Raw genomic sequence first — 21768 nt, 5'->3', positions numbered from 1 at the left:
GGCCATCCCCCGCGGTCACCGCCCCACCGGGACCGCCCGACCCCGCGCCGTCGATCTCCCCAAGCCGCGGCGCAGCAGCGATGGACTCCCAGACCTCACCGTCATCCCAGGCATCACCGTCACCTCATACGTTCCAGGTCGACCTGCGTGGCCTGGTGGACCTCCTGTCCCATCACCTCTACTCCAGTCCCAGGGTCTATCTGCGCGAACTGCTCCAGAACGCCGTGGACGCCATCACCGCCCGGCGGGCGGAGGAGCCCGGCGCCCCGGCGCGGGTGCGGCTGTTCGCCTCGGACGGGGAGCTGCGGGTGGAGGATTCCGGCGTCGGGCTCACCGAGTCCGACGTGCACAGCCTGCTGGCCACCATCGGACGCAGTTCCAAGCGGGCGGACGGGCTTCAGGAGGCCCGCTCCGACTTCCTCGGGCAGTTCGGCATCGGGTTGCTGGCCTGCTTCGTGGTCGCCGAGCGCATCCGCGTGGTCAGCCGCAGTTCCCGTACGCCCGGCGCGCCGCCGGTGGAGTGGACGGCCCGCGACGACGGTTCGTACACCGTGCGGACGCTGCCCCACGACGAGCGCCCCGAGCCGGGCACGACCGTGCATCTGGTGGCGCGGGCCGGTGCCGCGGAGTGGCTCACCGGGCAGCGGGTCCTGCAACTGGCGCGCGACTTCGGCTCACTGCTTCCGTACGACGTCAAGGTCGGCGAGGAGGCGGTCACCGATCTGCCGGCGCCGTGGGACCGGCCGTACGCCTCTCCCGCGAACCGGCGGGTGGCGCTGGCCCGGCACTGTCATGAGCTGTTCGGGTTCACGCCGTTGGACTCGGTCGAGCTGAACGTTCCGCTGGCGGGGATCCGCGGGGTGGCGTACGTGCTGCCGGCCGCGGTCAGTCCCGCCCAGCGGGCGGGTCACCGGGTGCATCTGAAGGGCATGTTGCTGACCGACCGGGCCGAACAGCTGCTGCCCGACTGGGCGTTCTTCGTGCGCTGCGTCCTGGACACCGACAGCCTGCGGCCCACGGCCTCGCGCGAGTCGCTGTACGAGGACGAGACGCTGGCGGCCGTACGGGAGGCGCTGGGCGAGCGGATCCGGGCATGGCTGACGGGGCTGGCGGCCGGGGATCCGGAGCGGCTGGGGGCGTTCCTGGCCGTGCACCACCTGGGGGTGAAGTCCCTGGCGCGGCACGACAGGGAGATGCTGCGGACGATGCTGCCGTGGCTGCCGTTCGAGACGACCGACGGGCGGCTGTCGCTGGAGGAGTTCGCGCAGCGGCATCCGGTGGTGCACTTCACCCGGACCGTGGAGGAGTACCGGCAGGTCGCGCCGATCGCGTCCGCCCAGGGTGTCGGCGTGATCAACGGCGGTTACACGTACGACAGCGAGCTGGTCGAGGCGCTGCCGTCGGTGCGGCCGGGGACGGTGGTCACCGAGCTGGACGCGGACACCGTGACCGCGCACCTGGACGCCGTGGACGCGGCGGAGGAGCTGGCGCTGTCGGGTTTCCTGGCGGCCGCGCGGGCGAGGCTCGACCCGCTGGGCTGTGACGTCGTCCTGCGCGCCTTCCACCCGCTGTCGGTGCCCGCGCTGCACCTGGACGACCGGGCGGCCCGGCACGAGCAGGCGCGGGCCGACGCCGAGTCGCAGGCCGACGACCTGTGGGCGGGCATCCTGGGCTCGCTGCGCGGCAGCGCCCCGCGCGCGCGTCTGGTGCTCAACCATCTCAACCCACTGATCCGGCGGATCAGTTCCCTGCGGGACGCCGAGCTGATCGGCACCGCCACGGAGTCGCTGTACGGGCAGGCGCTGCTGATGGCGCAGCGGCCGCTGCGGCCGGCGGACTCCGCGCTCCTGAACCGGGCGTTCATCGGCCTGCTGGAGTGGGCCACGCACGGGGAAGCCACACCTGAGGAGGACGGCCGGCGATGACCGCGATCACGGACTTCGACTCCCTGCGCCGGGCGATGGCGGAGAACGGCGAGCAGCCGGAGGGCCCGGCCCGCAACGCGCGCGCGGAACTGCTGCTGGCGGAGGCCGAGAAGCTGAACATCCCGCTCGCCGTGATCGAGGCGCTCGGACACCAGCTGAAGGTCTACAACTACAGCTCCGAGAAGGACAGGATGTTCGTCCCGTTCGCGCGCCTGCTGCGCATGTGGGACGAACGGCCCGAGGACTTCGACGCGCACGAGACACACTCACTGCACTGGGTCTTCAAGTGGATGTCGGCCGGCATGCTCGACCAGCCGCACGTTCCGCTGGCGTCGGTGGAGAAGTGGCTCGGCGAGATGGAACACCGCTACCGGCTCGCCGGGCACTCCGAGCGGGCCGTGCGCAGCGCCGAGTTCAGTGTGGCCGCGCATGTCGGGGACGAGGAGCGGGCCGAGCGCGCGTTCGCGGCCTGGCTGGCCGCGGACCGCGACAGCATGGCCGACTGCCACGCGTGCGAGTTGCAGGGGCAGGGCTGGTGGCGGGCTGAGCAGGGCCGGGACGCCGAGGCCCTGGAGCTGTGGGCACCCGTGCTGGAGGGCGCGTACACGTGCGCGCACGAGCCGCACAACGCGCTCGCGTCGTCCCTGGTGCCACTGTTGCGGCTGGGCCGCCTGGAGGAGGCGCGCGCGCATCACCTGCGCGGCTTCCGGCTGGTGCGGGCGATGGAGAGCATGCGGGGCGCGTACGCCGACCATGTGGAGTTCTGCGCGCTGACCGGCAACGAGGCGCGGGGCCTGGAGCTGCTCGCGGAGCGCCCGGCGTACTTCACGGACGACGGGCAGCCGCGCAGCAGGCTGGACTTCCTGAGTGTGGTCGTGCTGCTCATGGAGCGGCTGTCCGCGCTGGGCCTGGGCGGACAGCAGGTCCCCGGGCCGGCCGGGCGGGTGTGGACGGCGGCCGATCTGGCCGTCCACGCGCGCGGGGAGGCGCTCGCGCTGGCCGCGCGGTTCGACGAGCGCAACGGCACGTCGCACATCAGTGAGCGGGCACGCGCGCGTATGGCGCAGGAGCCGCTGGTGGAGCGGCTGCCGCTGGGCGTGCGCGCGGTACGTCCGTCGGCTCCTGCGGTCGTTCCCCCGGCTCCGCCCGCGGCGGAGGATGCGGGTGCGCCGGATCTGCCCGCGCTGCTCGCCGAGGCGCGGCGGCTGTCGGACACGTTGCAGCCGCACGCCGTGGAGGCGTGGGCGGCGGTGGCGTTGGCCGCGGAGGGGGATCAGGGGGCCGAGCTGGACGCGCGTGACCGCGCGGAGATCGCCGACCATCAGGCGATGGAGCTGGGCCCGGAGGGCGCCGAAACGTTCGAGCAGGCCGCCGGGCTGTACGCGGAGGCGGGCGACCCCGGTGAGGCTCTGGCGGCACGCGCGCGCGGGGCCTACGTCCGCGCGCTCGCCGGAGAGATCGACGAGGCGCTCGCCGCGGTCGCCGGGCCGTACGACCGGGTGCTCGCCCTGTACGCCGAGGGCGGCACGGAGGTGCGGCAGGCGGCGGGGGTCCTCATGGGCCGGGCGCGGATCCTGATGCGGCGCGTCCACGAGGCCGAGGGCCCCGTCGCCGAGCGGGCCCTGACGGAGGCCGAGGCGGCCGTACGGGAGCTGCTCGCGCTCGTCGAGGGGCGGGCAGGGGACGACGTACGGCTCGTCGCGCGGGTCGCCGAGGGGCACGCGATGCTGGCCGAGCTGACCGCGCGCACGGGCGACGCGGAGGCGGGCGCCGAGCTGTTCGCGCGGGCCGCCGCGGAGTTCGTCGGGGCGGGGCTGCCCTGGTTCGCCGTGGAGTACGAGGCCAAGCTGGCGGGGCTCGCGCACCACCTGGGCGACATGGTGGAGACGGAGCGGGCGCTGCGGGCGGCCCTGGAGCACGGTGGCCGGTTCCTGGAGCCGGTCGGCCGGGCGCAGCTGCACCTCCAGCTCGCCGAGGTCGTCGGGGGCCGGGGGGCGGCGGACGAGGCCGCCGAGCACGCCCTGGAGGCGGCGCACTGGGCCGACGAGGCCGGCGAGGGCCCGACGTTCGGCGCGTGGGCGCGGCACCAGCTGGGCGGGTTCCTGGTGCGGCAGGGCCGGTGGGCCGAGGCCGCGGAGGTGCTGGAGTCGGCGCTGGCCGACCTGACCGCCGAGGCGCACGGCGACGGGGCGGTCGTGCAGACGCAGTGGTGGCTCGGCGACTGTCTGAGCGAGCTGGGCGAGCACCGGGCCGCCGCCGAACGCCGGTTGCAGGCCGCCGAGACCGCCCGGCACTGGCCCGAGCAGCACGACCACGCGACGCTGGCGCACCTCGCCGCCGAGTCACTCGGCCAGGCGGGGCTGCACGCCGAAGCGGACCGGGCGTACGCGCGCGCGGGCGACCTGTGGCGCTCCCTGGGCAACGTGCACGGGCTGGTGCGGTCCTTGCGGGCCCGCGCGTGGCTGGCGTTGCGCACGCAGGACGGCGCGGACCCGGCGCGCAAGCTGATGGCGGGCGCCGTCGGGGAGTGCGCGGACGCGCTGGAGGTGGCGGACGACGAGGAGACGCGCCAGCGGCTGGTCCTCGAACTCGGCCACACGCACCGACAGTTCGGCGATCTCCTGGCCCGCTCGGCCGCCGAGGACGCCGACGACGACTCGATCCGTGCCGCCATGGAGGGGGCGCTGTCCCAGATGTCGGAGGCGGTCGCGGTGTTCGTCTCCCTCGAGGACGCCGCCCTTCCGCCGCGCACCGGCGCGGAGCTGGCCGCGGGCTGGCTGGAGGCCGACCTGGGGCGTCCCTCGCAGGCAGCGGCACGCGCGCGTGCGGTGCTCAGGGCGTACGCGGAAGCGGAGACCGACCCCGACTTCGAGGGCGGGGACGAGGAGACCGTACGGGCGCGGCGGGCGGAGGCGGAGCAGCTGCTTCAGGCGGCGGATGAGGCGACGGCGGAACTGGGGTAGCGGGGCCGGGGTGGAGGTGCCGGGCGGCGATCACCGCGTCCGGGGTCGACCGTCACTCCACCCCGATGAGCAGCAGCGCGCCTTGCCGTCCCCCGTGGTAGACCACCGTGTCGACGGCGAGGTACGCCTCCCGCACCCGCGCCTCCAGGCGCTCGGCGACGCCTTCGGGAGCCTCGTCGCCGAGTACGAGGGTGACGAGTTCGCCGCCGGCCGCCAGCATGCGGTCCAGGACGGTCTCGGCGGTGGCGGTGACGTCGGCGCCGATGACGGCCACGTCGCCGTCGATGAGGCCGAGGACGTCGCCGGCCTGACAGATGCCGGCCATGGTCCAGGACTGCCGTTCGGCGACGGTGACCTCGGCGTAGCGGGTGGCGCCGGCCGCCGAGGTCATCGAGACGACGTCCTCGTCGAAGCGGCGGGCCGGTTCGTACACGGCGAGCGCGGCGATCCCCTGGACCGCGGAACGGGTCGGGATCAGGGCCACCCGGATGCCCTCCGCGCGGGCCTGCTCGGCCGCCGCGGCCGCGGTGTGACGCAGGTCGGCGTCGTTGGGCAGCAGTACGACCTCGCGCGCGTGGGCCCGCCGCACGGCCTGGACCAGCTCCCCGCTGGCGGGCGGCTCCCCGGGGCGCGCGAGCACGGTGGTCGCGCCGGCCTCGGTGTACAGACCGGCCAGTCCCTCGCCGGGTACGACGGCGACGACCGCCCGCTGGACGCGCTCGCGGGGCGGACGCTCGCCCCCGCGTGCGTGCACGTCGTCGGCTCCGAAGTGCGTGACGCGGATCCGGTACGGCCGGCCGGCCTCGACGCCCGCCTCCACGGCGGCGCCGGCGTCGTCCACGTGCACATGCACGTTCCACAGCCCGTCGCCGCCCACCACGACGAGGGAGTCCCCCAGCGCGTCGAGCCGCTGCCGCAGCCGGTCGACGGCCGCGTCCTCGGCCTCCAGCAGGTAGATCACCTCGAAGGCGGGCCCGCCGCTCCCGGGGCCGTCGTCGGCACACTCCTCCTCGCTCGCGGGGAGCCCGGCCGCGTGGACGTCCACGGAGGCGCCCACCGAGCCGCCCACGGAAGCACGGCCACCCTGCTCGGAGGCCGGCATCTCCCCCGTGAACGTCTCCACCAGCGCCGCGAGCACCGCCACCAGCCCCCGCCCGCCCGCGTCCACCACCCCGGCACGCGCCAGGACGGCCAGCTGGCCCGGCGTCGCGGCGAGTGCCGTGCAAGCGCCCCGGTAGGCGGCCTTCGCGACCGTCCCGCAGTCCCCCTCAGCCCCTCCCGCCGCGTCGGCGGCGGCCGAGGCGACCGACAGGACCGTGCCCTCGACCGGGTGGGCCACGGCCCGGCGGGCGGAGTCGGCGGCTTGCCGCAGCGCCAGGCGCAGCCCCTCCGCGTCGGTGCGAGGGCTCTCCCCCTCGGCGGCGAGCACCTGGGCCATGCCGCGCAGCAACTGCGCCAGGATCGTCCCGGAGTTCCCGCGCGCGCCTATGAGCGCTCCGTGCGCCATCGCGCGCGCGGCATCGGCGAGGGAAGGGGTGCCGTCGGGCCCGGAGCCTGCCGCGTGGCCGGCGAACACCGCCTCGACGGCGGTAGCGGCGGACTCCACGGTCAGGTAGAGGTTGGTTCCGGTGTCCCCGTCGGCGACCGGATACACGTTGATCGCGTCGATCTCCTCACGCGCGCGTCCCAGCGCCCGGAGCGCGAGACCACACCAGGTGCGCACCGCGAGAGCATCGAAGAATGTCTGCGGCACCTGCGGCACCTGCGCCTCCCTGAGCTGCTGGACTGGGACGCAGCGTAGACCGTGGGCGGGGTTCCACCGGTAGAGGGCCGGGGCCGGGCCCTGACCAGCCATGGTAGTTTCGTTGTACTGGCGCAGCCGTTGTATGCTGCTCCGGTTGCCCGATCCCATCGGGCCATCCCCCCGGCAGCGCCACTCAGATTTCGATCCCACGATCTTGATCCCGGCATGCCGGGATCAACCGTAAGTGCATCTGAAGTCTTTGGAGTGACCGGTGGCTGCCAACTGCGACGTCTGCGGCAAGGGGCCGGGCTTCGGCAATAGCATCTCGCACTCCCACCGTCGTACGCCCCGTCGCTGGAACCCGAACATCCAGCGCGTGCGTACCGTGGTCGGTGGGACGCCGAAGCGCGTGAACGCTTGCACCTCGTGCATCAAGGCCGGCAAGGTCTCGCGCTGACGCATATCCCCCACCTCTCGGCTTCGCTCGAGACGGGGGGACCTCCATCGCGCGCGGCCACTGCTGGTTGCTGCACAAAGCCGGTCCACCTGTGGTGGGCCGGCTTTCTGCCATGCCCGCAGAACGACCGCCCCGACCCGCCAGAACCCGGCCCATGCGCGTCGGCGTCCTGGGCTCCCTCGCTCTCCGCACGGACGACGGCACCCCCCTCGCCGCCGGGCACAGCGTCTCCGCCGACCGTCCGACCGAGGGCCGGCGGGTAGGCCGAACGTCCACAGGGCTCTTGGGGACGTGGACGACCGGTACTTCGACGCGGTCGCCCAGATCCACGTCGAACGCCTCACGAAGGGCCGGGTGGCCCTCCTCGGGGACACCGGGTACGGCGCGACGATGGGCGGCACGGCGAGAGGGGCGTGGGCGCGTACGTCCCTGGCCGGTGAGCCGGCGCCGGCGGGCGGCGACCGTACGGCGTTGGCCGAGTACGAGACGCGGATCCGGGACTTCGCCAGGACTGCCAGCAGATCTCGGGCAACGCGGACCCGTTCGACCCCGCCGGCCGAGCGGCGCGTCCGCACCCACGACCGGACGTACCGGCTGCTCAGCTCCCGCCTGCTGGCGGACTTCTGCAAGAAGCTCACGGAGCGGGCGGCGACGGACATCAGGCTCCGGGAGTACCCGGCGGCGTGAGGTCCCGCGCCCGCCCGAGCCTCCAGCCGTGGTCCACGGGCCCGATCCCACCGCCGAGTGCGAAGCCGGCGGCGATCGCCCCGGTGACGTACTCCTTGGCCGCCGCCACCGCCTCCGGCACCGTCTCCCCCTTCGCAAGCTGTGCCGCGATCGCCGACGCGAGGGTGCAGCCCGTGCCGTGCGTGTGCCGGTTGTCGTGCCGGGGCGCGCGCAGCCAGTACTCCTCGGAGCCGTCGGTGAGCAGATCGACGGCGTCGCCGGGCAGATGACCGCCCTTGATCAGCACCCAGCGCGGCCCGTACGCCAGGACGGCCGCCGCGGCCCGCCCCAGTTCGCGCTCCGACTCGACGCGTACGCCGGTCAGTTGGGCCACCTCGTCGAGGTTGGGCGTGGCGACGGTGGCGGCCGGCAGCAGCTTGGTGCGGACGGAGTCGAGGGCCGAGGCGGCCAGCAGCGGGTCGCCGTGCTTGGAGACGCCGACCGGGTCGACGACCACCGGCGCGTCCGTGTCGGCGATCAACTCGGCGACCGCTTCGACGAGTTCGGCGGAGGACAGCATCCCGGTCTTCACGGCCTGGACGCCGATGTCGTCGACGACGCTGCGGTACTGGGCGCGCACCGCCTCCACGGGCAGCTCCCAAGCGCCTTGTACGCCCACGGAGTTCTGCGCGGTGACGGCGGTGATCACGCTCATGCCGTGCGTGCCGAGCGCGAGCATCGTCTTGAGGTCGGCCTGGATACCCGCGCCGCCGCCGGAGTCGGAGCCGGCCACCGTCAGCACCCTCGGGGGTATCACGACTCCACGTCCCCGAAGTGGTCCCAGCCGCCCTTGCTGGTCCAGGGCGCCCCGTCGACCGTCACCTGGGGCAGGGCGGACGGGTTGAGGACCTCGCCGATCACCTTCCAGCGGGCCGGGAGCTTCACGTCCGGCGGGAAGGTCGCCACGATCGCGTGGTCCTCTCCGCCGGTCAGCACCCACTGGATGGGATCGACGCCGACGGCCTGCCCGATGTCGTACATCTGGGTGGGCACGTCGATCGCGCCGGAGCGGATGTCGATGCGGACCTTGCTGGCCTCGGCGATGTGCCCCAGGTCGGCGATCAGCCCGTCGCTCACGTCGCACATCGAGGTCGCGCCCAACGCGGCGGCCGCGGGACCGGCGTGGTACGGCGGCTCGGGGCGGCGGTGGGCCTCGACGAAGGCGCGGGGCGAGCGGAATCCGCGGGAGAGGACCGCGTACCCGGCGGCGGACCAGCCCAGCCAGCCGGTCACCGCGACGATGTCCCCCGGCTGGGCGCCGGAACGGGTGATCGGCTCCTGGTTGCGCAGATCACCGAGCGCGGTGATCGACACCATGATCGTGTCGCCGCGTACGACATCGCCGCCGACCACCGAGGCGCCGGCCACCTGGCACTCGTCGCGCAGGCCGTCCATCAGCTCGGTGGGCCAGGTGACCGGCAGCTCGCCGGGCACGACGAGGCCGAGGAGCAGTGCGGTCGGCACGGCGCCCATCGCGGCGATGTCGGCGAGGTTCTGGGCGGCGGCCTTGCGGCCGACGTCGTAGGCGGTGGACCAGTCCCGGCGGAAGTGCCGGCCCTCCAGCAGGATGTCGGTGCTCGCCACGACCCGGCGGTCGGGCGCGGCCACCACCGCGGCGTCGTCACCGGGTCCGACCCGGACCGCCGATGTGGTGGTGAGACGGGAGGTGAGCTCCCTGATGAGCCCGAACTCCCCGAGCTCACCAACAGTGCCCTTCATCGCCCCAGCTCCCCTTCTGTCCCTGTCCGTGCCCGGTCGCGCGTCACCAGTGTCCTCGATACGGTCGAGACAACCGTCAACTTCGGTCGTGCCTGCACCCCGGCGCGCGAGCCGCGGTCCCCGCAGGTCTCCCCGCGGCGAGCGGCGACGCGATACCGTGGCGTTCCTTTTCCCCACATGATCCTCGTGGCCGCCCTGGAGGTTCCGTGGTACAGGCGTACATCCTGATCCAGACGGAGGTCGGCAAAGCGTCGACCGTCGCCGAGACGATCAGCAAGATCCCTGGGATCGTCCAGGCCGAGGACGTCACAGGTCCCTACGACGTGATCGTGCGGGCCCAGGCCGACACGGTCGACGACCTCGGTCGCATGGTGGTCGCCAAGGTCCAGCAGGTGGACGGGATCACCCGCACCCTGACCTGCCCGGTGGTGCATCTGTAGCCCCCGTCTACCCTTGGCCGGTGAACTTCTTCCGTCACCGGTACCGCATCCTCGTCGGGCCGCCCGCGCTTGCCGTGCTGATCACGGTCGCGGGCTGCTCCTCAGCAGACGACAGTGCGTCGACGGCGGTTCCCGGTCCGAGTACGAAGGTCACGAAGCTGTGCCGGAACCTGGACAAGGCGCTGCCGACGAAACTGGACGGTCTGGACCGCGAGGATCCCGAGCCCGCGTCCGCACTGACGGCGGGCTGGGGAAGCCCGGCGATCATACTGCGCTGCGGTGTCGTACGGCCGCCCAGGATGATCGACCCCAAGGTGGCCGAAGGCGGCGACCCGGACGCGGTCGCCGGCGGTGTGAACGGCGTCGACTGGCTGATGGAGAAGCAGGACGACGGAGCGTACCGCTTCACCACCGCCAATCGCAGCGCGTACGTCGAGGTGACGGTGCCTGAGGGACAGGACAGCACCGGAGTGCTGGTCGACCTCGCCCCTGCCGTCAAGAAGGCGATCCCCGAAGGGATCGCCGACTAGGACTGTCCGGCTCAGCGCAGGCCCGTCGACCGCCGCAGCGCCGCCTGCACCAGCCTGTCCACCAGTTCCGGATAGCTGATCCCGCTCGCCTGCCACATCTGCGGGTACATCGAGATCGGCGTGAAGCCCGGCATTGTGTTGATCTCGTTGATGACGAACTCGCCGTCCTCCGTGAGGAAGAAGTCCGCCCGGACCAGCCCCTCGCAGGAGGCGGCATCGAAGGCGTCCACCGCGAGCCGCTGGACCTCCGCGGTCTCCTCCGGCGTCAGCGGGGCCGGCACGAGACCGGGGGTCGAGTCGATGTACTTGGCCTCGAAGTCGTAGTACGCGTGCGCGTCCGGCGGCGGGATCTCGGCCGGCGCGGAGGCACGCGGCCCGTCCTCGAACTCCAGGACGCCGCACTCGATCTCGCGGCCGCGCAGCGCCGCCTCGACGAGGATCTTCGGGTCGTGGCGCTGTGCCTCGGCGACGGCCTCGTCCAGCCCCGACAGATCGTCGACCTTGGTGATGCCGATCGAGGAACCCGCGCGCGCGGGCTTCACGAACAGGGGCCAGCCGTGCTCACCGGCGAAGTCGACGATCCTCTTGCGGGCGGCAGACTCGTCCCGCTCCCACTCGCGCGGCCGGATCACCACGTACGGGCCGACCTTCAGCCCGAAGGAGGTGAACACCCGCTTCATGTACTCCTTGTCCTGGCCGACGGCCGAGGCGAGCACACCCGAGCCCACGTACGGCACACCGGACAGCTCCAGCAGTCCCTGGAGGGTGCCGTCCTCGCCGTAGGGGCCGTGCAGGACCGGGAAGACGACGTCGACGTCACCGAGGGCCTTGGGCACCGATCCGGGCTCGCTGTAGACGACTTCGCGGTTCGCGGGGTCGACGGAGAGCACCACGGCGCCCTCCTGCGAGTCGGCGAGTTCCTCGACGCTCGGAGTACGGCGCTCGGTGATCGCCATCCGCTCCGGCTCGTCGGCGGTGAGCACCCACCGGCCTTCCCGGGTGATGCCGATCGGCAGGACCTCGTACTTGGTCCGGTCGATGGCCTTGAGGACTGCGCCGGCGGTGACCATGGAGATCCCGTGCTCGGAGCTGCGTCCGCCGAACACGACGGCCACACGCGGCTTACGAGACGGCTGCTCAGGGCTCTGGGGAAGGTTCTCGGTGCTCATATCGGCATGAGAGTACCCGGTGGTAGGGCGCGGATACAGCGTCGACTCAGGGGGGTCGCTCAGCGTCGTTCGGGCTTCGCGCTGCGCGACATCAGCTCCTTGAGGGCGACCATCGGCGGCTTCCCCTCGTGGACGATCCCGACGACGGTTTCCGTGATGGGCATGTCGACGCCGTGCCGGCGGGCCAGATCCAGCACGGACTCACAGGACTTGACGCCCTCGGCGGTCTGCTTGGTGACCGCGATGGTCTCCTGGAGGGTCATGCCCCTGCCGAGGTTGGTGCCGAATGTGTGGTTGCGGGAGAGCGGCGAGGAGCAGGTCGCCACCAGGTCGCCGAGGCCCGCGAGTCCGGAGAAGGTCAGCGGGTCGGCGCCCATCGCCAGGCCCAGCCGGGTGGTCTCGGCGAGTCCGCGCGTGATCAGCGAGCCCTTGGCGTTGTCGCCGAGGCCCATGCCGTCCGCGATGCCGACGGCGAGCCCGATGACGTTCTTCACCGCGCCGCCGAGTTCGCAGCCGACGACGTCGGTGTTGGTGTACGGGCGGAAGTACGGCGTGTGGCAGGCCGCCTGGAGCCGCTGGGCGACGCTCTCGTCGGTGCAGGCGACCACGGCCGCGGCCGGCCTGCGCGAGGCGATCTCCTTGGCGAGGTTGGGCCCGGTGACCACGGCGATCCGGTCCCGGCCCACCTCGGCGACGTCCTCGATCACCTCGCTCATCCGCATGGTCGTACCGAGTTCGACGCCCTTCATCAGCGAGACGAGGACGGTGCCCGGGGCGAGCAGCGGGCGCCAGGCGGCGAGGTTGTCGCGCAGGGTCTGCGAGGGGATGGCGAGGACGGTGAAGTCGGCGTCGCGGGCGGCCTCGGCGGGGTCCGCGGTGGCACGGAGGTTCTCCGGGAGTTCGACGCCGGGGAGGTAGTCCGGGTTGCTCCGCGTGGAGTTGACCGTGTCGGCGAGCCGGGCGCGGCGCGCCCACAGCGTCACCTCGCAGCCCGCGTCGGCGAGGACCGTGCCGAAGGCCGTACCCCAGGAACCGGTGCCGAAGACGGCGGCCTTGACGGGCTTGCTCACTTGCTGTTCTCCCCCTTGTGGCCGGTCCGCGCCTGGGACCTGCCGTGGCTGGTCTGCGCCTGGGTCCGGCGCCGCTGCTCGATCCGCTCACGGCGCGGGTCGTAGGGTCTGTCGGGCGCCTTCTCGCCGCGGATCTCCTCCAGCTGGCGGGTGACGGCGGCCATGATGACCTCCGTCGCCTCCTTCAGCAGTTCGGGAGTCATCTCCCGGTCGTAGAACCGGGAGAGATCCACGGGCGGGCCCGCCAGGACGTGGTGGGTCTTGCGCGGAAGCAGGTCGGGCTTCTTGGCGTAGGGCGGCAGCAGTTCGTTGACGCCCCACTGCGCGACCGGGATCACCGGGCACCTGGTCTGGAGGGCGACGCGCGCGGCCCCGGTCTTGGCGGTCATCGGCCAGCCGTCGGGGTCACGGGTCAGGGTGCCCTCGGGATAGAAGGCGACGCATTCGCCGCGCTCCACCGCGTCGATCGCGGCCCGGAAGGCGCTGAGCGCGTCCGTGGACTCGCGGTAGACGGGGATCTGTCCGGTGCCGCGCATCGCGGCGCCGACGAATCCCTTCCTGAAAAGCCCGCTCTTCGCCAGGAATCGCGGAACCCGTCCGCTGTTGTACTGGTAGTGCGCGTATGCGAAGGGGTCGAGGTGCGAATTGTGGTTGACCGCGGTGATAAACCCGCCCTCGGCCGGAATGTGCTCCGTGCCGCGCCAGTCCCGCTTGATCAGAATCACCAGCGGCGGTTTGCAGAGCACCGCTGCGAAGCGGTACCAGAAGCCGATTCTGCGGCGGGGCACGCGGACACCTTCCTCTAGGACTTCCCTGACTTCCTCCGAGCCTGGGGCCGGACAAGTGTCGCCCCGGGCCGCCGGTCTGTCGAGAACACCGTACGCCCCGGCCGAGGTCGCGCCGGAGGGACCGGGGGACAATGTCCGCGACGAGAGAGAGACGGTACGCCGGTGCAGTGGAGCTTGGTCATCCCCCTGAAGCCTTTGGCGCTGGCCAAGAGCAGGCTCGCGGACACCGCCGCCGACGCGCTGCGTCCGGGCCTCGCCCTGGCCTTCGCCGTGGACACCGTGACGGCCGCGCTGGCCTGTGCCGCGGTGCGCGATGTGGCCGTGGTCACGAACGACGAGCTGGCCGGGCGCGAACTCGCGGCGCTCGGCGCGCGCATCGTCCCCGACGAGCCGCGCGCTGGGCTGAACGCCGCCCTGGCACATGCGGCGACCGCGGTGCGCGCCACACTTCCCGACGGTGCGGTGGCCGCACTCAACGCCGATCTTCCCGCACTGCGTCCGCCGGAATTGGCCCGCGTCCTGGATGCCGCCGCGGAATTCCCCCGCTCTTTTCTCGCCGATGCGGCCGCAATCGGTACAACTCTTCTCGCGGTGGCCCCCGGCCGTGAATTGCTTCCCGCTTTCGGCACCGATTCCCGCGCCCGGCACCGCGCCTCCGGAGCCGTGGAACTCCGGCCGACGGCCGTGGATTCCGTACGCCAGGACGTGGACACCGGCGAGGATCTGCGGGCGGCCCTGGCGCTCGGGGTGGGTCCACGAACGGCCGCCGCGGCCGCGCGCCTGCTGATTCCGGGGCAGTAGGCTTCCGGTCATGCAGGCCACCGCATACACGTACGACGCCGGCACCCGCAGCGGGCAGGTGCTGTTGGACGACGGCACCCCGGTGCCCTTCGACGCCCCGGCGTTCGACGCGGGCGGGCTGAGGCTGCTGCGCCCCGGACAGCGGGTGCGGATCGAGACCGAGGGCGAGGGCGACTCCCGGCGCATCACGCTGGTCACCCTCCAGACGTTCTGACCTGGCAGGTGTCCGGAAAACGCCGCGGGCCGGACTCCGAGAGGGAGTCCGGCCCGGCGCGTGAGTGAACCTGAGCCCCTACTTCTTGCGGGCGGTGGTCTTCTTGGCGGTGGTCTTGCGCGCTGTCGACTTCGCGGCGGGGGCGGACTTGGACGTCGTCTTCTTCGCCGGGGCCTTCTGGGCCGTGGTCTTCTTCGCGGCGGCGCCCGTCGTCTTCTTGGCGGCGGACTTCGTGGCCGTGGACTTCGTGGCGGTGGACTTCGTGGCGGTGGACTTCGCGGCGGTCTTCTTCGCCGTCGCGGTGGTCTTCTTGGCCGCCGTCTTCCTCGCCGCCGCCGTCTTCGAAGCGGTCGCGGTCTTCTTGGCGGCGGCCTTCTTGCCGGCAGCCTTCGCGATGGTGGGGGGCGGGCCGGAGAGGCTGCCCTTGGGGGCCTTCTTGACGGCGACCTCGCCGCCGCGCGGGAGCTTCTTCGAGCCGCTCACCAGGTCCTTGAAGCCCTGGCCCGCGCGGAAGCGCGGCACGGACGTCTTCTTGACCCGAACCCGCTCGCCCGTCTGGGGGTTGCGGGCGTAGCGGGCCGGACGGTCGACCTTCTCGAACGATCCGAAGCCGGTGACCGAGACCCTGTCCCCGGCGACGGTCGCGCGGACGATGGCGTCCAGGACCGCGTCGACCGCGTCGGCGGCCTGCTGTCGGCCGCCCACCTTGTCGGCAATCGCTTCTACGAGCTGCGCCTTGTTCACGTCTTCCCCTTCGGAGACATTGCCAGAACGAAAGTGTTCAAGCGTTTTCGCACGTTAGGCAGATATATACCGCAAATCAAACACGAAACGGGCTAATCACCCTTGTGCCGCAACGAACTCGGCTGTTCCGGAGGCGATCAACGCCCCTCTTCGGGGATGCGTCCCGCGTCGAGGTCCGCCATGAACCGCTCCAGCCGCCTTGTCGCGTCGGCGAGATCGTGCTTGGCCGCGGCCGTAATGACCAGCAGCTTCCGGGTCAGCGCCATCCGTACGCCCTCCGGGACTTGCAGTGCGCGCACTCTTGCGTGCGCTTCCTTGAGTTGGTTCGCGACCGCCGTATAGAGCTCGAGTTGGCCGTCGTGTTCCATGCACAGATTGTGCCATCTGGGGCGAGTTGTCGCCCGCCCAGGGGGCAACTGGCGCCGTGAGCGGGGTCCCCGGGACCTCGGGAGGACGCCGCCTCGGTGGGCGCGTACCCCGGCAACCACCGTCGTAACGTGGGAAGTTGGGAGATACGGCGAAGATCGGCGGGGCCGAACGGGTGCAGACATGGCCGTACCCCCGATCGGGCCGATCGGGGGTACGGAGGGGATTCGCGGTGGCCGAAACTCGACCAGAGCCGGTCGTCTTCGGCCAGGCGTGAGGCCGGGTGTCAGACCAGGATCAGACCGGGATCAGGCCGGGGTCAGGCCGGGGTCAGGCCGGGAACGGCTGTGGATCAGTTCTGGAGCGTCCTCGGCTTGTACGACGGCCGCTTGGCCTCGTACGCGGCGATGTCGGGCTCGTTCTGGAGCGTGATGGAGATGTCGTCCAGCCCGTTCAGCAGCCGCCAGCGGGCGTTCTCGTCGAGTTCGAAGGCGGCGGTGATGCCCTCGGCGCGCACCTCGCGCCGCTCGAGGTCGACCGTGATCTCGGCGGTGGGATCCTGCTCGGTCAGCTCCCACAGCGTGTCCACGATCTTCTGCTCCAGAAGCACCGTGAGCAGGCCGTTCTTCAGCGAGTTGCCGCGGAAGATGTCGGCGAAACGGGACGAGATCACGGCCTTGAAGCCGAAGTTCTGGAGTGCCCAGACGGCGTGCTCGCGGGAGGACCCGGTGCCGAAGTCGGGGCCGGCCACCAGGACGGTCGCACCCTTGCGCTCGGGCTGGTTGAGGATGAACGAACCGTCCTTGCGCCAGGCCTCGAACAGCCCGTCCTCGAACCCGTCCCGCGTGACCTTCTTGAGCCAGTGAGCAGGGATGATCTGGTCGGTGTCGACGTTGGAGCGGCGCAGCGGGACGGCCCGGCCGGTGTGCGTGGTGAATGCTTCCATGACTGATCAGACTCCAGCGGGCGTACGGGTCTCGGCGTCGGACAGGTCGGCCGGGGAGGCCAGGTGGCCCAGGACGGCCGTGGCGGCCGCGACCTGCGGGGACACCAGGTGCGTACGACCGCCCTTGCCCTGCCGGCCCTCGAAGTTGCGGTTGGAGGTGGACGCGGAGCGCTCACCCGGCGCCAGCTGGTCGGGGTTCATGCCCAGACACATCGAGCAGCCCGCGTGCCGCCACTCGGCGCCGGCCTCCTTGAAGACGACGTCCAGACCCTCGGAGACGGCCTGGAGACCTACCCGCGCGGAGCCGGGGACGACCAGCATCCGTACGCCGTCGGCGACTTTGCGGCCCTTCACCAGCTCGGCGGCGGCGCGCAGGTCCTCGATCCGCCCGTTGGTGCAGGAACCTACGAAGACGGTGTCCACCTTGATGGAGCGCAGCGGCTGTCCGGCCTCCAACCCCATGTATTCCAGGGCCTTTTCGGCGGCGTTGCGCTCCGAAGCGTCTTCGTACGAAGCGGGGTCGGGGACGGTTGCCGAAAGCGGTGCGCCCTGGCCCGGGTTGGTGCCCCAGGTGACGAACGGCGACAGTTCACCGGCCTTGATGACGACCTCGGCGTCGAACTCGGCGTCCGCGTCCGTCTTCAGCGTCTTCCAGTACGCGACCGCGGCGTCCCAGTCCTCGCCCTTGGGCGCGTGCGGGCGGCCCTTGAGGTACTCGAAGGTGGTCTCGTCGGGGGCGATCATGCCCGCGCGGGCGCCGGCCTCGATCGACATGTTGCAGATGGTCATCCGGGCCTCCATCGAGAGCTTCTCGATGGCGGAGCCGCGGTACTCCAGGACGTAGCCCTGGCCGCCGCCGGTGCCGATCCTCGCGATGATCGCCAGGATCAGGTCCTTGGCGGTGACGCCGTCGGGCAGTTCGCCGTCGACGGTGATCGCCATGGTCTTCGGGCGGGCCATCGGCAGCGTCTGGGTGGCCAGCACATGCTCGACCTGCGAGGTGCCGATGCCGAAGGCCAGGCCGCCGAAGGCGCCGTGCGTGGAGGTGTGGGAGTCGCCGCAGACGACGGTCATGCCGGGCTGGGTCAGTCCGAGCTGCGGGCCGACGACGTGCACGACGCCCTGCTCGACGTCGCCCAGCGGGTGCAGCCGTACGCCGAACTCGGCGCAGTTCTTGCGCAGCGTCTCCAGCTGGATGCGCGAGACCGGGTCGGCGATCGGCTTGTCGATGTCGATGGTCGGGGTGTTGTGGTCCTCGGTCGCGATGGTGAGGTCGAGGCGGCGCACCTGTCGGCCGCCCTTGCGGAGGCCGTCGAAGGCCTGCGGGCTGGTCACCTCGTGCAGCAGGTGCAGATCGATGAAGAGGAGATCGGGCTCGCCCTCGGCGCGCCGGACGACGTGGTCGTCCCAGACCTTCTCCGCGAGTGTCCTACCCATCGCTTTCCCTCCGACCGGCAAGCTGCGCCGGCCCAACTAGAGATCTTGTGGAGGCGGCAACGCGCCCCTCCGGCTCACCGGCCGCCCCTGCTTCCCGGGCACCCGCCGCCAGGCCCGTTGGTCCTCGGGCCGCTGTGCATCCAAGGGTTGCGCGTCTCACGGAAAATTGAACTTGCGTTTCACAGAGTGAGACGGGAATATCGTTTCATGGACAACAGTAGCGGCGTAGGCGTTCTGGACAAGGCAGCCCTTGTCCTGAGCGCCCTGGAGTCCGGTCCGGCCACCCTCGCAGGCTTGGTCGCTGCCACCGGACTCGCACGACCCACGGCCCACCGTCTGGCCGTGGCTCTGGAACACCACCGTATGGTGGCGCGGGACATGCAGGGCCGTTTCATTCTCGGCCCGCGCCTGGCCGAACTGGCCGCGGCGGCCGGCGAGGACCGCCTCCTCGCGACCGCCGGCCCGGTGCTCACCCACCTCCGTGACATCACGGGCGAGAGCGCCCAGCTCTACCGCCGCCAGGGCGACATGCGCATCTGCGTCGCCGCGGCGGAGCGCCTGTCGGGTCTGCGGGACACGGTCCCGGTCGGCTCGACGCTCACGATGAAGGCGGGCTCCTCGGCGCAGATCCTGATGGCCTGGGAGGAGCCCGAGCGCCTCCACCGCGGCCTCCAGGGCGCCCGTTTCACGGCGACGGCCCTGTCGGGCGTACGGCGCCGGGGCTGGGCCCAGTCGATCGGCGAGCGGGAGCCGGGCGTCGCGTCCGTCTCCGCACCGGTGCGCGGCCCGTCGAACCGGGTGGTGGCCGCCGTCTCGGTCTCCGGCCCCATCGAGCGCCTCACCCGCCACCCCGGCCGCATGCACGCCCAGGCGGTCATCGACGCCGCGGGCCGCCTGTCGGAGGCCTTGCGCCGCACCGGCTGACGTCTGCAGGAGACGGGAACCAGGGAACAGGGCGGGCCTCAACGCCGCGGCACGCTCTGCCCCCCCCCCCCGGATCCGGTCCCTACGACGCCGGGGCGCGCCAGGCCAGCCGGTCCTTCGCGGACCGCCCCCGCTCTCCCAACGGCACCTGACCGTGCGCCGCCGCGAGTCCGAACGCCGGCATGTCGCCGTAGATCGCCTCGTAGCGCCCCTCCGGCACGACGTACGCCTCGTGCCAGATGCCCACATGCCCCCGCACCTTGCCGCCCCGCTCCATGCGGTTCACCCGTGCCCACACGGCGTGGTGGAAGGCGTCCGGCGCGCTCGCGTACGCGTACAGCTTGTCCGCGGACTCCCAGTACTGGACGACGTAGTACGTCCGCGGCGAGGCCGTCAGCAGCACGCGGGAGAGCAGCCCACGGCTCGGGTCCTTCTTCAGCTCGGCCAGCATGCGGAGCATCGCGAGCATGACCGGCATCCACTGGTGCACGGCCCAGAAGTGGTTGACGCGCATCCCGATGAGCAGGACGACCACGTCACCGTGGGCGTCGGCGGTGGTGCGGCTGGCGGCGGGCTTGCCGGACATGTTCTCCCCCTCGTCGGTCTCCGGTCGGTCAGCGGCGCTCTCCAAGTCGCTCATGCTTGGATAGTCCCGCTGACCAAGGAGGGCCGCAAGGGATGCGACTGGCCGAACTGAGCAAACGCAGCGGGGTGTCCACCGCGACGATCAAGTACTACCTGCGCGAGGGACTCCTGCGGCCCGGTCGCCAGGTCAACGCGACGACCGCCGAGTACGACGAGGAGCATCTGCGCCGGCTGCGGCTGGTACGGGCGATGATCCAGGTGGGCAGGGTGCCGGTGGCCACGGTCCGGGAGGTCCTCGGGCACGTCGACGACGACTCCCTGGGCCGCACGGTCCGCCTCGGCGCGGCCCTCTGGGCCCTGCCGCACGTTCCCGAGCCGGACACGGACGACGAGTACCTCCGGGCCGCCCAGCGCGAGGCGAGCGAACTCCTGCGGACCCTGGGCTGGCGGAACGCCGAACTGCTCACCAGCATCTCGCCCGCCTACCGCTCGCTGGTGGTGGCGGTGGCCGCGATGCGCCGGCTCGACTACGACTGGGACGCCGAACTCCTCGTTTCCTACGCCCGGTTGATGCACCGCGCGGCCGTCCTCGACCTGGACTTCGTGGAGACGCGGGAGACGGAGGCGGAGCGGGTCGAGACGGCGGTGCTGGGCACGATCCTGGTCGAGCCGATGCTCCAGGCACTGCACCGGCTGGCCCAGGAGGAGGAGTCGGCACGGCGGTACGGCTTCGAGTGAGCCGTATGCGCGTCGGCGTCGGGAAACGGCGAAGGCCCTCCACCGAAGTGGAGGGCCTTCCCTGATGCGTACCCCCGACCGGATTCGAACCGGCGCTACCGCCTTGAGAGGGCGGCGTGCTAGGCCGCTACACAACGGGGGCCTGGACTCTGCGTTTCCGCAGGTCAGAGCTGGTCTACCTGGACTCGAACCAAGAATGACGGTACCAGAAACCGTAGTGTTGCCAATTACACCATAGACCAATATGGTTTAGACCAATTCGTACCCCCGACCGGATTCGAACCGGCGCTACCGCCTTGAGAGGGCGGCGTGCTAGGCCGCTACACAACGGGGGCCCTAGCGATCCTGCATCGACAACAACGGGTGCGACCCGGACTGTTCCCGCGGGAAGGATCTGTACCCCCGACCGGATTCGAACCGGCGCTACTGCCTTGAGAGGGCAGCGTGCTAGGCCGCTACACAACGGGGGCTTTGCGGATGACATCCGCGGCGCAGATACTGTGCTGGATCTCAAAGCATCTGCGAGCTGGCCTACCTGGACTCGAACCAAGACTAACTGAACCAGAATCAGTCGTGCTGCCAATTACACCATAGGCCACTGGAACGCAAGCCCCTGAGGGGATCTTGTTCTAGTTCGCTCCCCCGGGGCCCGGCCTTTCGGCCCGCTCCCCGGCGGCGCAGGAAGAACATTACCCGAAGGTGGACTGCGCTCCAAAACGGGTATCGGCGCCGAGGAGCGCGGGCAGTTCGGCCAGGGTGACGATCCGGTGCCGTCCGGACGGGAGATCGACGGTGGCCGTGCCGCCGTGGCGGTCGATCCACACCGAGAGCAGTCCGGCCTCCGCCGCGCCCCGGCCGTCGATCTCCGGATGGTCGCCGACGTACGCCACCTCGTGCGGGGGCAGGCCGAGGGCCTCGCAGGCCGCGAGGAAGGCCCCGGCCTCGGGCTTGGAGACGCCCAGCTCGGCCGCGCACAGGATGGACTCGAAGCGGTCGTGGACGCCGAGGACGCGGAGCTTGTGGTCCTGGACGTGGATGCTGGAGTTGGAGAGCACCGAGTGCCGATGGCTGGCGGCGAGGGCGTCCAGGACGGGCAGCACGTCGGGGAAGAGGGCCCAGGCGGTCTCGTAGTGCACGAGGTAGCGCTGGAACCAGGCCTCTGCCTCGGCGTCGGTCATCTCCCGCTCCAGGAAGGCCCGGACCCGGTCGCGGCGCTGCTCCTCGAAGGTCAGACCGCCGGCGGAGAAGCGCGCCCACTGCTGTTCGGTGGCCTCCCGCCAGCGCTCCAACGCCCGCTCGGCGGTGCCGTACCGGTCGAGGAGGCCTTCCGCCATGAGATAGCTGCGCATGCCCTCGCGATCGGCGGTCGTGTAGTCGAAGAGGGTGTCGTCCACGTCCCAGACGACGGCTGTGATCGGCATGCAGCCGACGGTACCCGGACCGGCTGGGGGTTCGGGGGTCATCCCCCGATGTACGCAGCGT

The 21768-nt window shown here is 71.7% G+C and carries 22 protein-coding genes and 5 tRNA genes; 10 read left to right on the top strand and 17 right to left on the bottom strand.

Translation table 11 applies throughout. The annotated features are described in order from the left end of the window. The first annotated feature begins 80 nt into the window (after window positions 1-80). A complete protein-coding gene (locus ACFWJX_RS07200; protein ID WP_383238061.1) occupies window positions 81-1925 on the top strand; it encodes an HSP90 family protein in 1845 nt (614 codons plus the stop codon). After that, the gene (locus ACFWJX_RS07195; RefSeq protein ID WP_383238058.1) at window positions 1922-4888 is read left to right on the top strand and encodes a tetratricopeptide repeat protein; all 2967 of its coding nucleotides are present in this window, start codon (window positions 1922-1924) and stop codon (window positions 4886-4888) included. Before ACFWJX_RS07200 ends, ACFWJX_RS07195 begins: the two co-directional genes overlap by 4 nt. Window positions 4889-4940: 52 nt before the next feature. Here the strand turns inward: ACFWJX_RS07195 and ACFWJX_RS07190 are convergent, their stop codons facing one another. Next, on the bottom strand, window positions 4941-6650 hold the full coding sequence (locus ACFWJX_RS07190; protein WP_383238480.1) for a DAK2 domain-containing protein: 1710 nt from the start codon (window positions 6648-6650) through the stop codon (window positions 4941-4943). A 253-nt stretch (window positions 6651-6903) separates the two neighbouring features. Here ACFWJX_RS07190 and rpmB point away from each other — a divergent pair, with 253 nt between their 5' ends. Next, entirely contained in the window at window positions 6904-7089 is a 186-nt protein-coding gene (gene rpmB / locus ACFWJX_RS07185; RefSeq protein ID WP_073491182.1) for a 50S ribosomal protein L28, read from the top strand. Between the two features lie 291 nt (window positions 7090-7380). After that, complete coding sequence (locus tag ACFWJX_RS07180) at window positions 7381-7776, top strand: hypothetical protein (RefSeq protein WP_383238053.1); 396 nt, start codon at window positions 7381-7383, stop codon at window positions 7774-7776. Here ACFWJX_RS07180 and thiD read toward each other — a convergent pair. Both thiD and ACFWJX_RS07170 read right to left on the bottom strand, forming a co-directional pair. Next, on the bottom strand, window positions 7748-8599 hold the full coding sequence (gene thiD, locus ACFWJX_RS07175) for a bifunctional hydroxymethylpyrimidine kinase/phosphomethylpyrimidine kinase (RefSeq protein WP_383238477.1): 852 nt from the start codon (window positions 8597-8599) through the stop codon (window positions 7748-7750). The two genes, ACFWJX_RS07180 and thiD, sit on opposite strands and share 29 nt — an antisense overlap. After that, window positions 8569-9534 (bottom strand): thiamine-phosphate kinase, encoded by a 966-nt coding sequence (locus tag ACFWJX_RS07170; protein WP_383238050.1) that lies wholly within the window; start codon window positions 9532-9534, stop codon window positions 8569-8571. Before ACFWJX_RS07170 ends, thiD begins: the two co-directional genes overlap by 31 nt. 206 nt (window positions 9535-9740) lie before the next feature. Between ACFWJX_RS07170 and ACFWJX_RS07165 the strand changes: the two genes are divergently transcribed. Then, window positions 9741-9974, top strand: coding sequence for an Lrp/AsnC family transcriptional regulator (locus ACFWJX_RS07165; protein WP_073491184.1), 234 nt, complete (start codon window positions 9741-9743; stop codon window positions 9972-9974). A 20-nt stretch (window positions 9975-9994) separates the two neighbouring features. Then, a complete protein-coding gene (locus ACFWJX_RS07160) occupies window positions 9995-10504 on the top strand; it encodes a DUF3515 domain-containing protein (RefSeq protein WP_383238047.1) in 510 nt (169 codons plus the stop codon). An 11-nt stretch (window positions 10505-10515) separates the two neighbouring features. Here ACFWJX_RS07160 and ACFWJX_RS07155 read toward each other — a convergent pair whose 3' ends face one another. Genes ACFWJX_RS07155 through ACFWJX_RS07145 form a run of 3 tightly spaced genes read right to left on the bottom strand, consistent with a single transcriptional unit; the run spans window position 10516 to window position 13531 of the window. Then, window positions 10516-11673, bottom strand: coding sequence for a D-alanine--D-alanine ligase family protein (locus ACFWJX_RS07155; RefSeq protein WP_383238045.1), 1158 nt, complete (start codon window positions 11671-11673; stop codon window positions 10516-10518). A 59-nt stretch (window positions 11674-11732) separates the two neighbouring features. Beyond that, a complete protein-coding gene (locus ACFWJX_RS07150) occupies window positions 11733-12743 on the bottom strand; it encodes an NAD(P)H-dependent glycerol-3-phosphate dehydrogenase (RefSeq protein ID WP_383238043.1) in 1011 nt (336 codons plus the stop codon). Continuing rightward, a complete protein-coding gene (locus tag ACFWJX_RS07145) occupies window positions 12740-13531 on the bottom strand; it encodes a lysophospholipid acyltransferase family protein (RefSeq protein WP_383238040.1) in 792 nt (263 codons plus the stop codon). Before ACFWJX_RS07145 ends, ACFWJX_RS07150 begins: the two co-directional genes overlap by 4 nt. 162 nt (window positions 13532-13693) lie before the next feature. On the opposite strand from ACFWJX_RS07145, the gene cofC reads away from it, so the two are divergent. Both cofC and ACFWJX_RS07135 read left to right on the top strand, forming a co-directional pair. Then, window positions 13694-14332, top strand: a complete 639-nt coding sequence (cofC, locus tag ACFWJX_RS07140) for a 2-phospho-L-lactate guanylyltransferase (RefSeq protein ID WP_383238037.1) — start codon at window positions 13694-13696, stop codon at window positions 14330-14332. Between the two features lie 10 nt (window positions 14333-14342). Beyond that, on the top strand, window positions 14343-14546 hold the full coding sequence (locus ACFWJX_RS07135) for a hypothetical protein (RefSeq protein WP_383238034.1): 204 nt from the start codon (window positions 14343-14345) through the stop codon (window positions 14544-14546). Window positions 14547-14624: 78 nt separating this feature from the next. Here the strand turns inward: ACFWJX_RS07135 and ACFWJX_RS07130 are convergent, their stop codons facing one another. The 4 genes from ACFWJX_RS07130 to leuC form a co-directional block, all read right to left on the bottom strand. Then, a complete protein-coding gene (locus tag ACFWJX_RS07130) occupies window positions 14625-15290 on the bottom strand; it encodes an HU family DNA-binding protein (protein ID WP_383238031.1) in 666 nt (221 codons plus the stop codon). Between the two features lie 137 nt (window positions 15291-15427). Beyond that, window positions 15428-15658, bottom strand: coding sequence for a hypothetical protein (locus ACFWJX_RS07125; RefSeq protein ID WP_383238028.1), 231 nt, complete (start codon window positions 15656-15658; stop codon window positions 15428-15430). A 350-nt stretch (window positions 15659-16008) separates the two neighbouring features. Beyond that, window positions 16009-16602: a 3-isopropylmalate dehydratase small subunit gene (gene leuD / locus ACFWJX_RS07120; RefSeq protein ID WP_383238025.1), complete on the bottom strand. Its 594-nt coding sequence runs from the start codon at window positions 16600-16602 to the stop codon at window positions 16009-16011. 6 nt (window positions 16603-16608) lie between these two features. Continuing rightward, window positions 16609-18039: a 3-isopropylmalate dehydratase large subunit gene (gene leuC / locus ACFWJX_RS07115; RefSeq protein ID WP_383238022.1), complete on the bottom strand. Its 1431-nt coding sequence runs from the start codon at window positions 18037-18039 to the stop codon at window positions 16609-16611. Between the two features lie 207 nt (window positions 18040-18246). Between leuC and ndgR the strand changes: the two genes are divergently transcribed. Beyond that, on the top strand, window positions 18247-18963 hold the full coding sequence (ndgR, locus tag ACFWJX_RS07110; RefSeq protein WP_028806673.1) for an IclR family transcriptional regulator NdgR: 717 nt from the start codon (window positions 18247-18249) through the stop codon (window positions 18961-18963). Between the two features lie 82 nt (window positions 18964-19045). On the opposite strand, the gene ACFWJX_RS07105 is transcribed toward ndgR, so the two are convergent. Continuing rightward, window positions 19046-19549: a DUF4188 domain-containing protein gene (locus ACFWJX_RS07105; RefSeq protein WP_383238474.1), complete on the bottom strand. Its 504-nt coding sequence runs from the start codon at window positions 19547-19549 to the stop codon at window positions 19046-19048. Window positions 19550-19641: 92 nt separating this feature from the next. Between ACFWJX_RS07105 and ACFWJX_RS07100 the strand changes: the two genes are divergently transcribed. Next, window positions 19642-20286 (top strand): MerR family transcriptional regulator, encoded by a 645-nt coding sequence (locus ACFWJX_RS07100; RefSeq protein WP_383238019.1) that lies wholly within the window; start codon window positions 19642-19644, stop codon window positions 20284-20286. 69 nt (window positions 20287-20355) lie between these two features. On the opposite strand, the gene ACFWJX_RS07095 is transcribed toward ACFWJX_RS07100, so the two are convergent. The 6 genes from ACFWJX_RS07095 to ACFWJX_RS07070 form a co-directional block, all read right to left on the bottom strand. After that, window positions 20356-20428, bottom strand: a tRNA-Glu gene (locus tag ACFWJX_RS07095). A 28-nt stretch (window positions 20429-20456) separates the two neighbouring features. Then, window positions 20457-20528 (bottom strand) — tRNA-Gln (locus tag ACFWJX_RS07090). A 20-nt stretch (window positions 20529-20548) separates the two neighbouring features. Next, window positions 20549-20621, bottom strand: a tRNA-Glu gene (locus tag ACFWJX_RS07085). Between the two features lie 62 nt (window positions 20622-20683). After that, a tRNA-Glu gene (locus tag ACFWJX_RS07080) sits at window positions 20684-20756 on the bottom strand. A gap of 56 nt (window positions 20757-20812) precedes the next feature. Then, window positions 20813-20884, bottom strand: a tRNA-Gln gene (locus tag ACFWJX_RS07075). Between the two features lie 91 nt (window positions 20885-20975). Beyond that, a complete protein-coding gene (locus ACFWJX_RS07070; protein ID WP_383238016.1) occupies window positions 20976-21707 on the bottom strand; it encodes an HAD family hydrolase in 732 nt (243 codons plus the stop codon). Window positions 21708-21768: the final 61 nt, after the last annotated feature.

Origin of the sequence: Streptomyces sp. NPDC058335, assembly GCF_042723915.1 — a bacterium.
Classification (GTDB): Bacteria; Actinomycetota; Actinomycetes; order Streptomycetales; family Streptomycetaceae; genus Streptomyces.
This window is presented reverse-complemented; position numbering and strand designations above follow the sequence as displayed.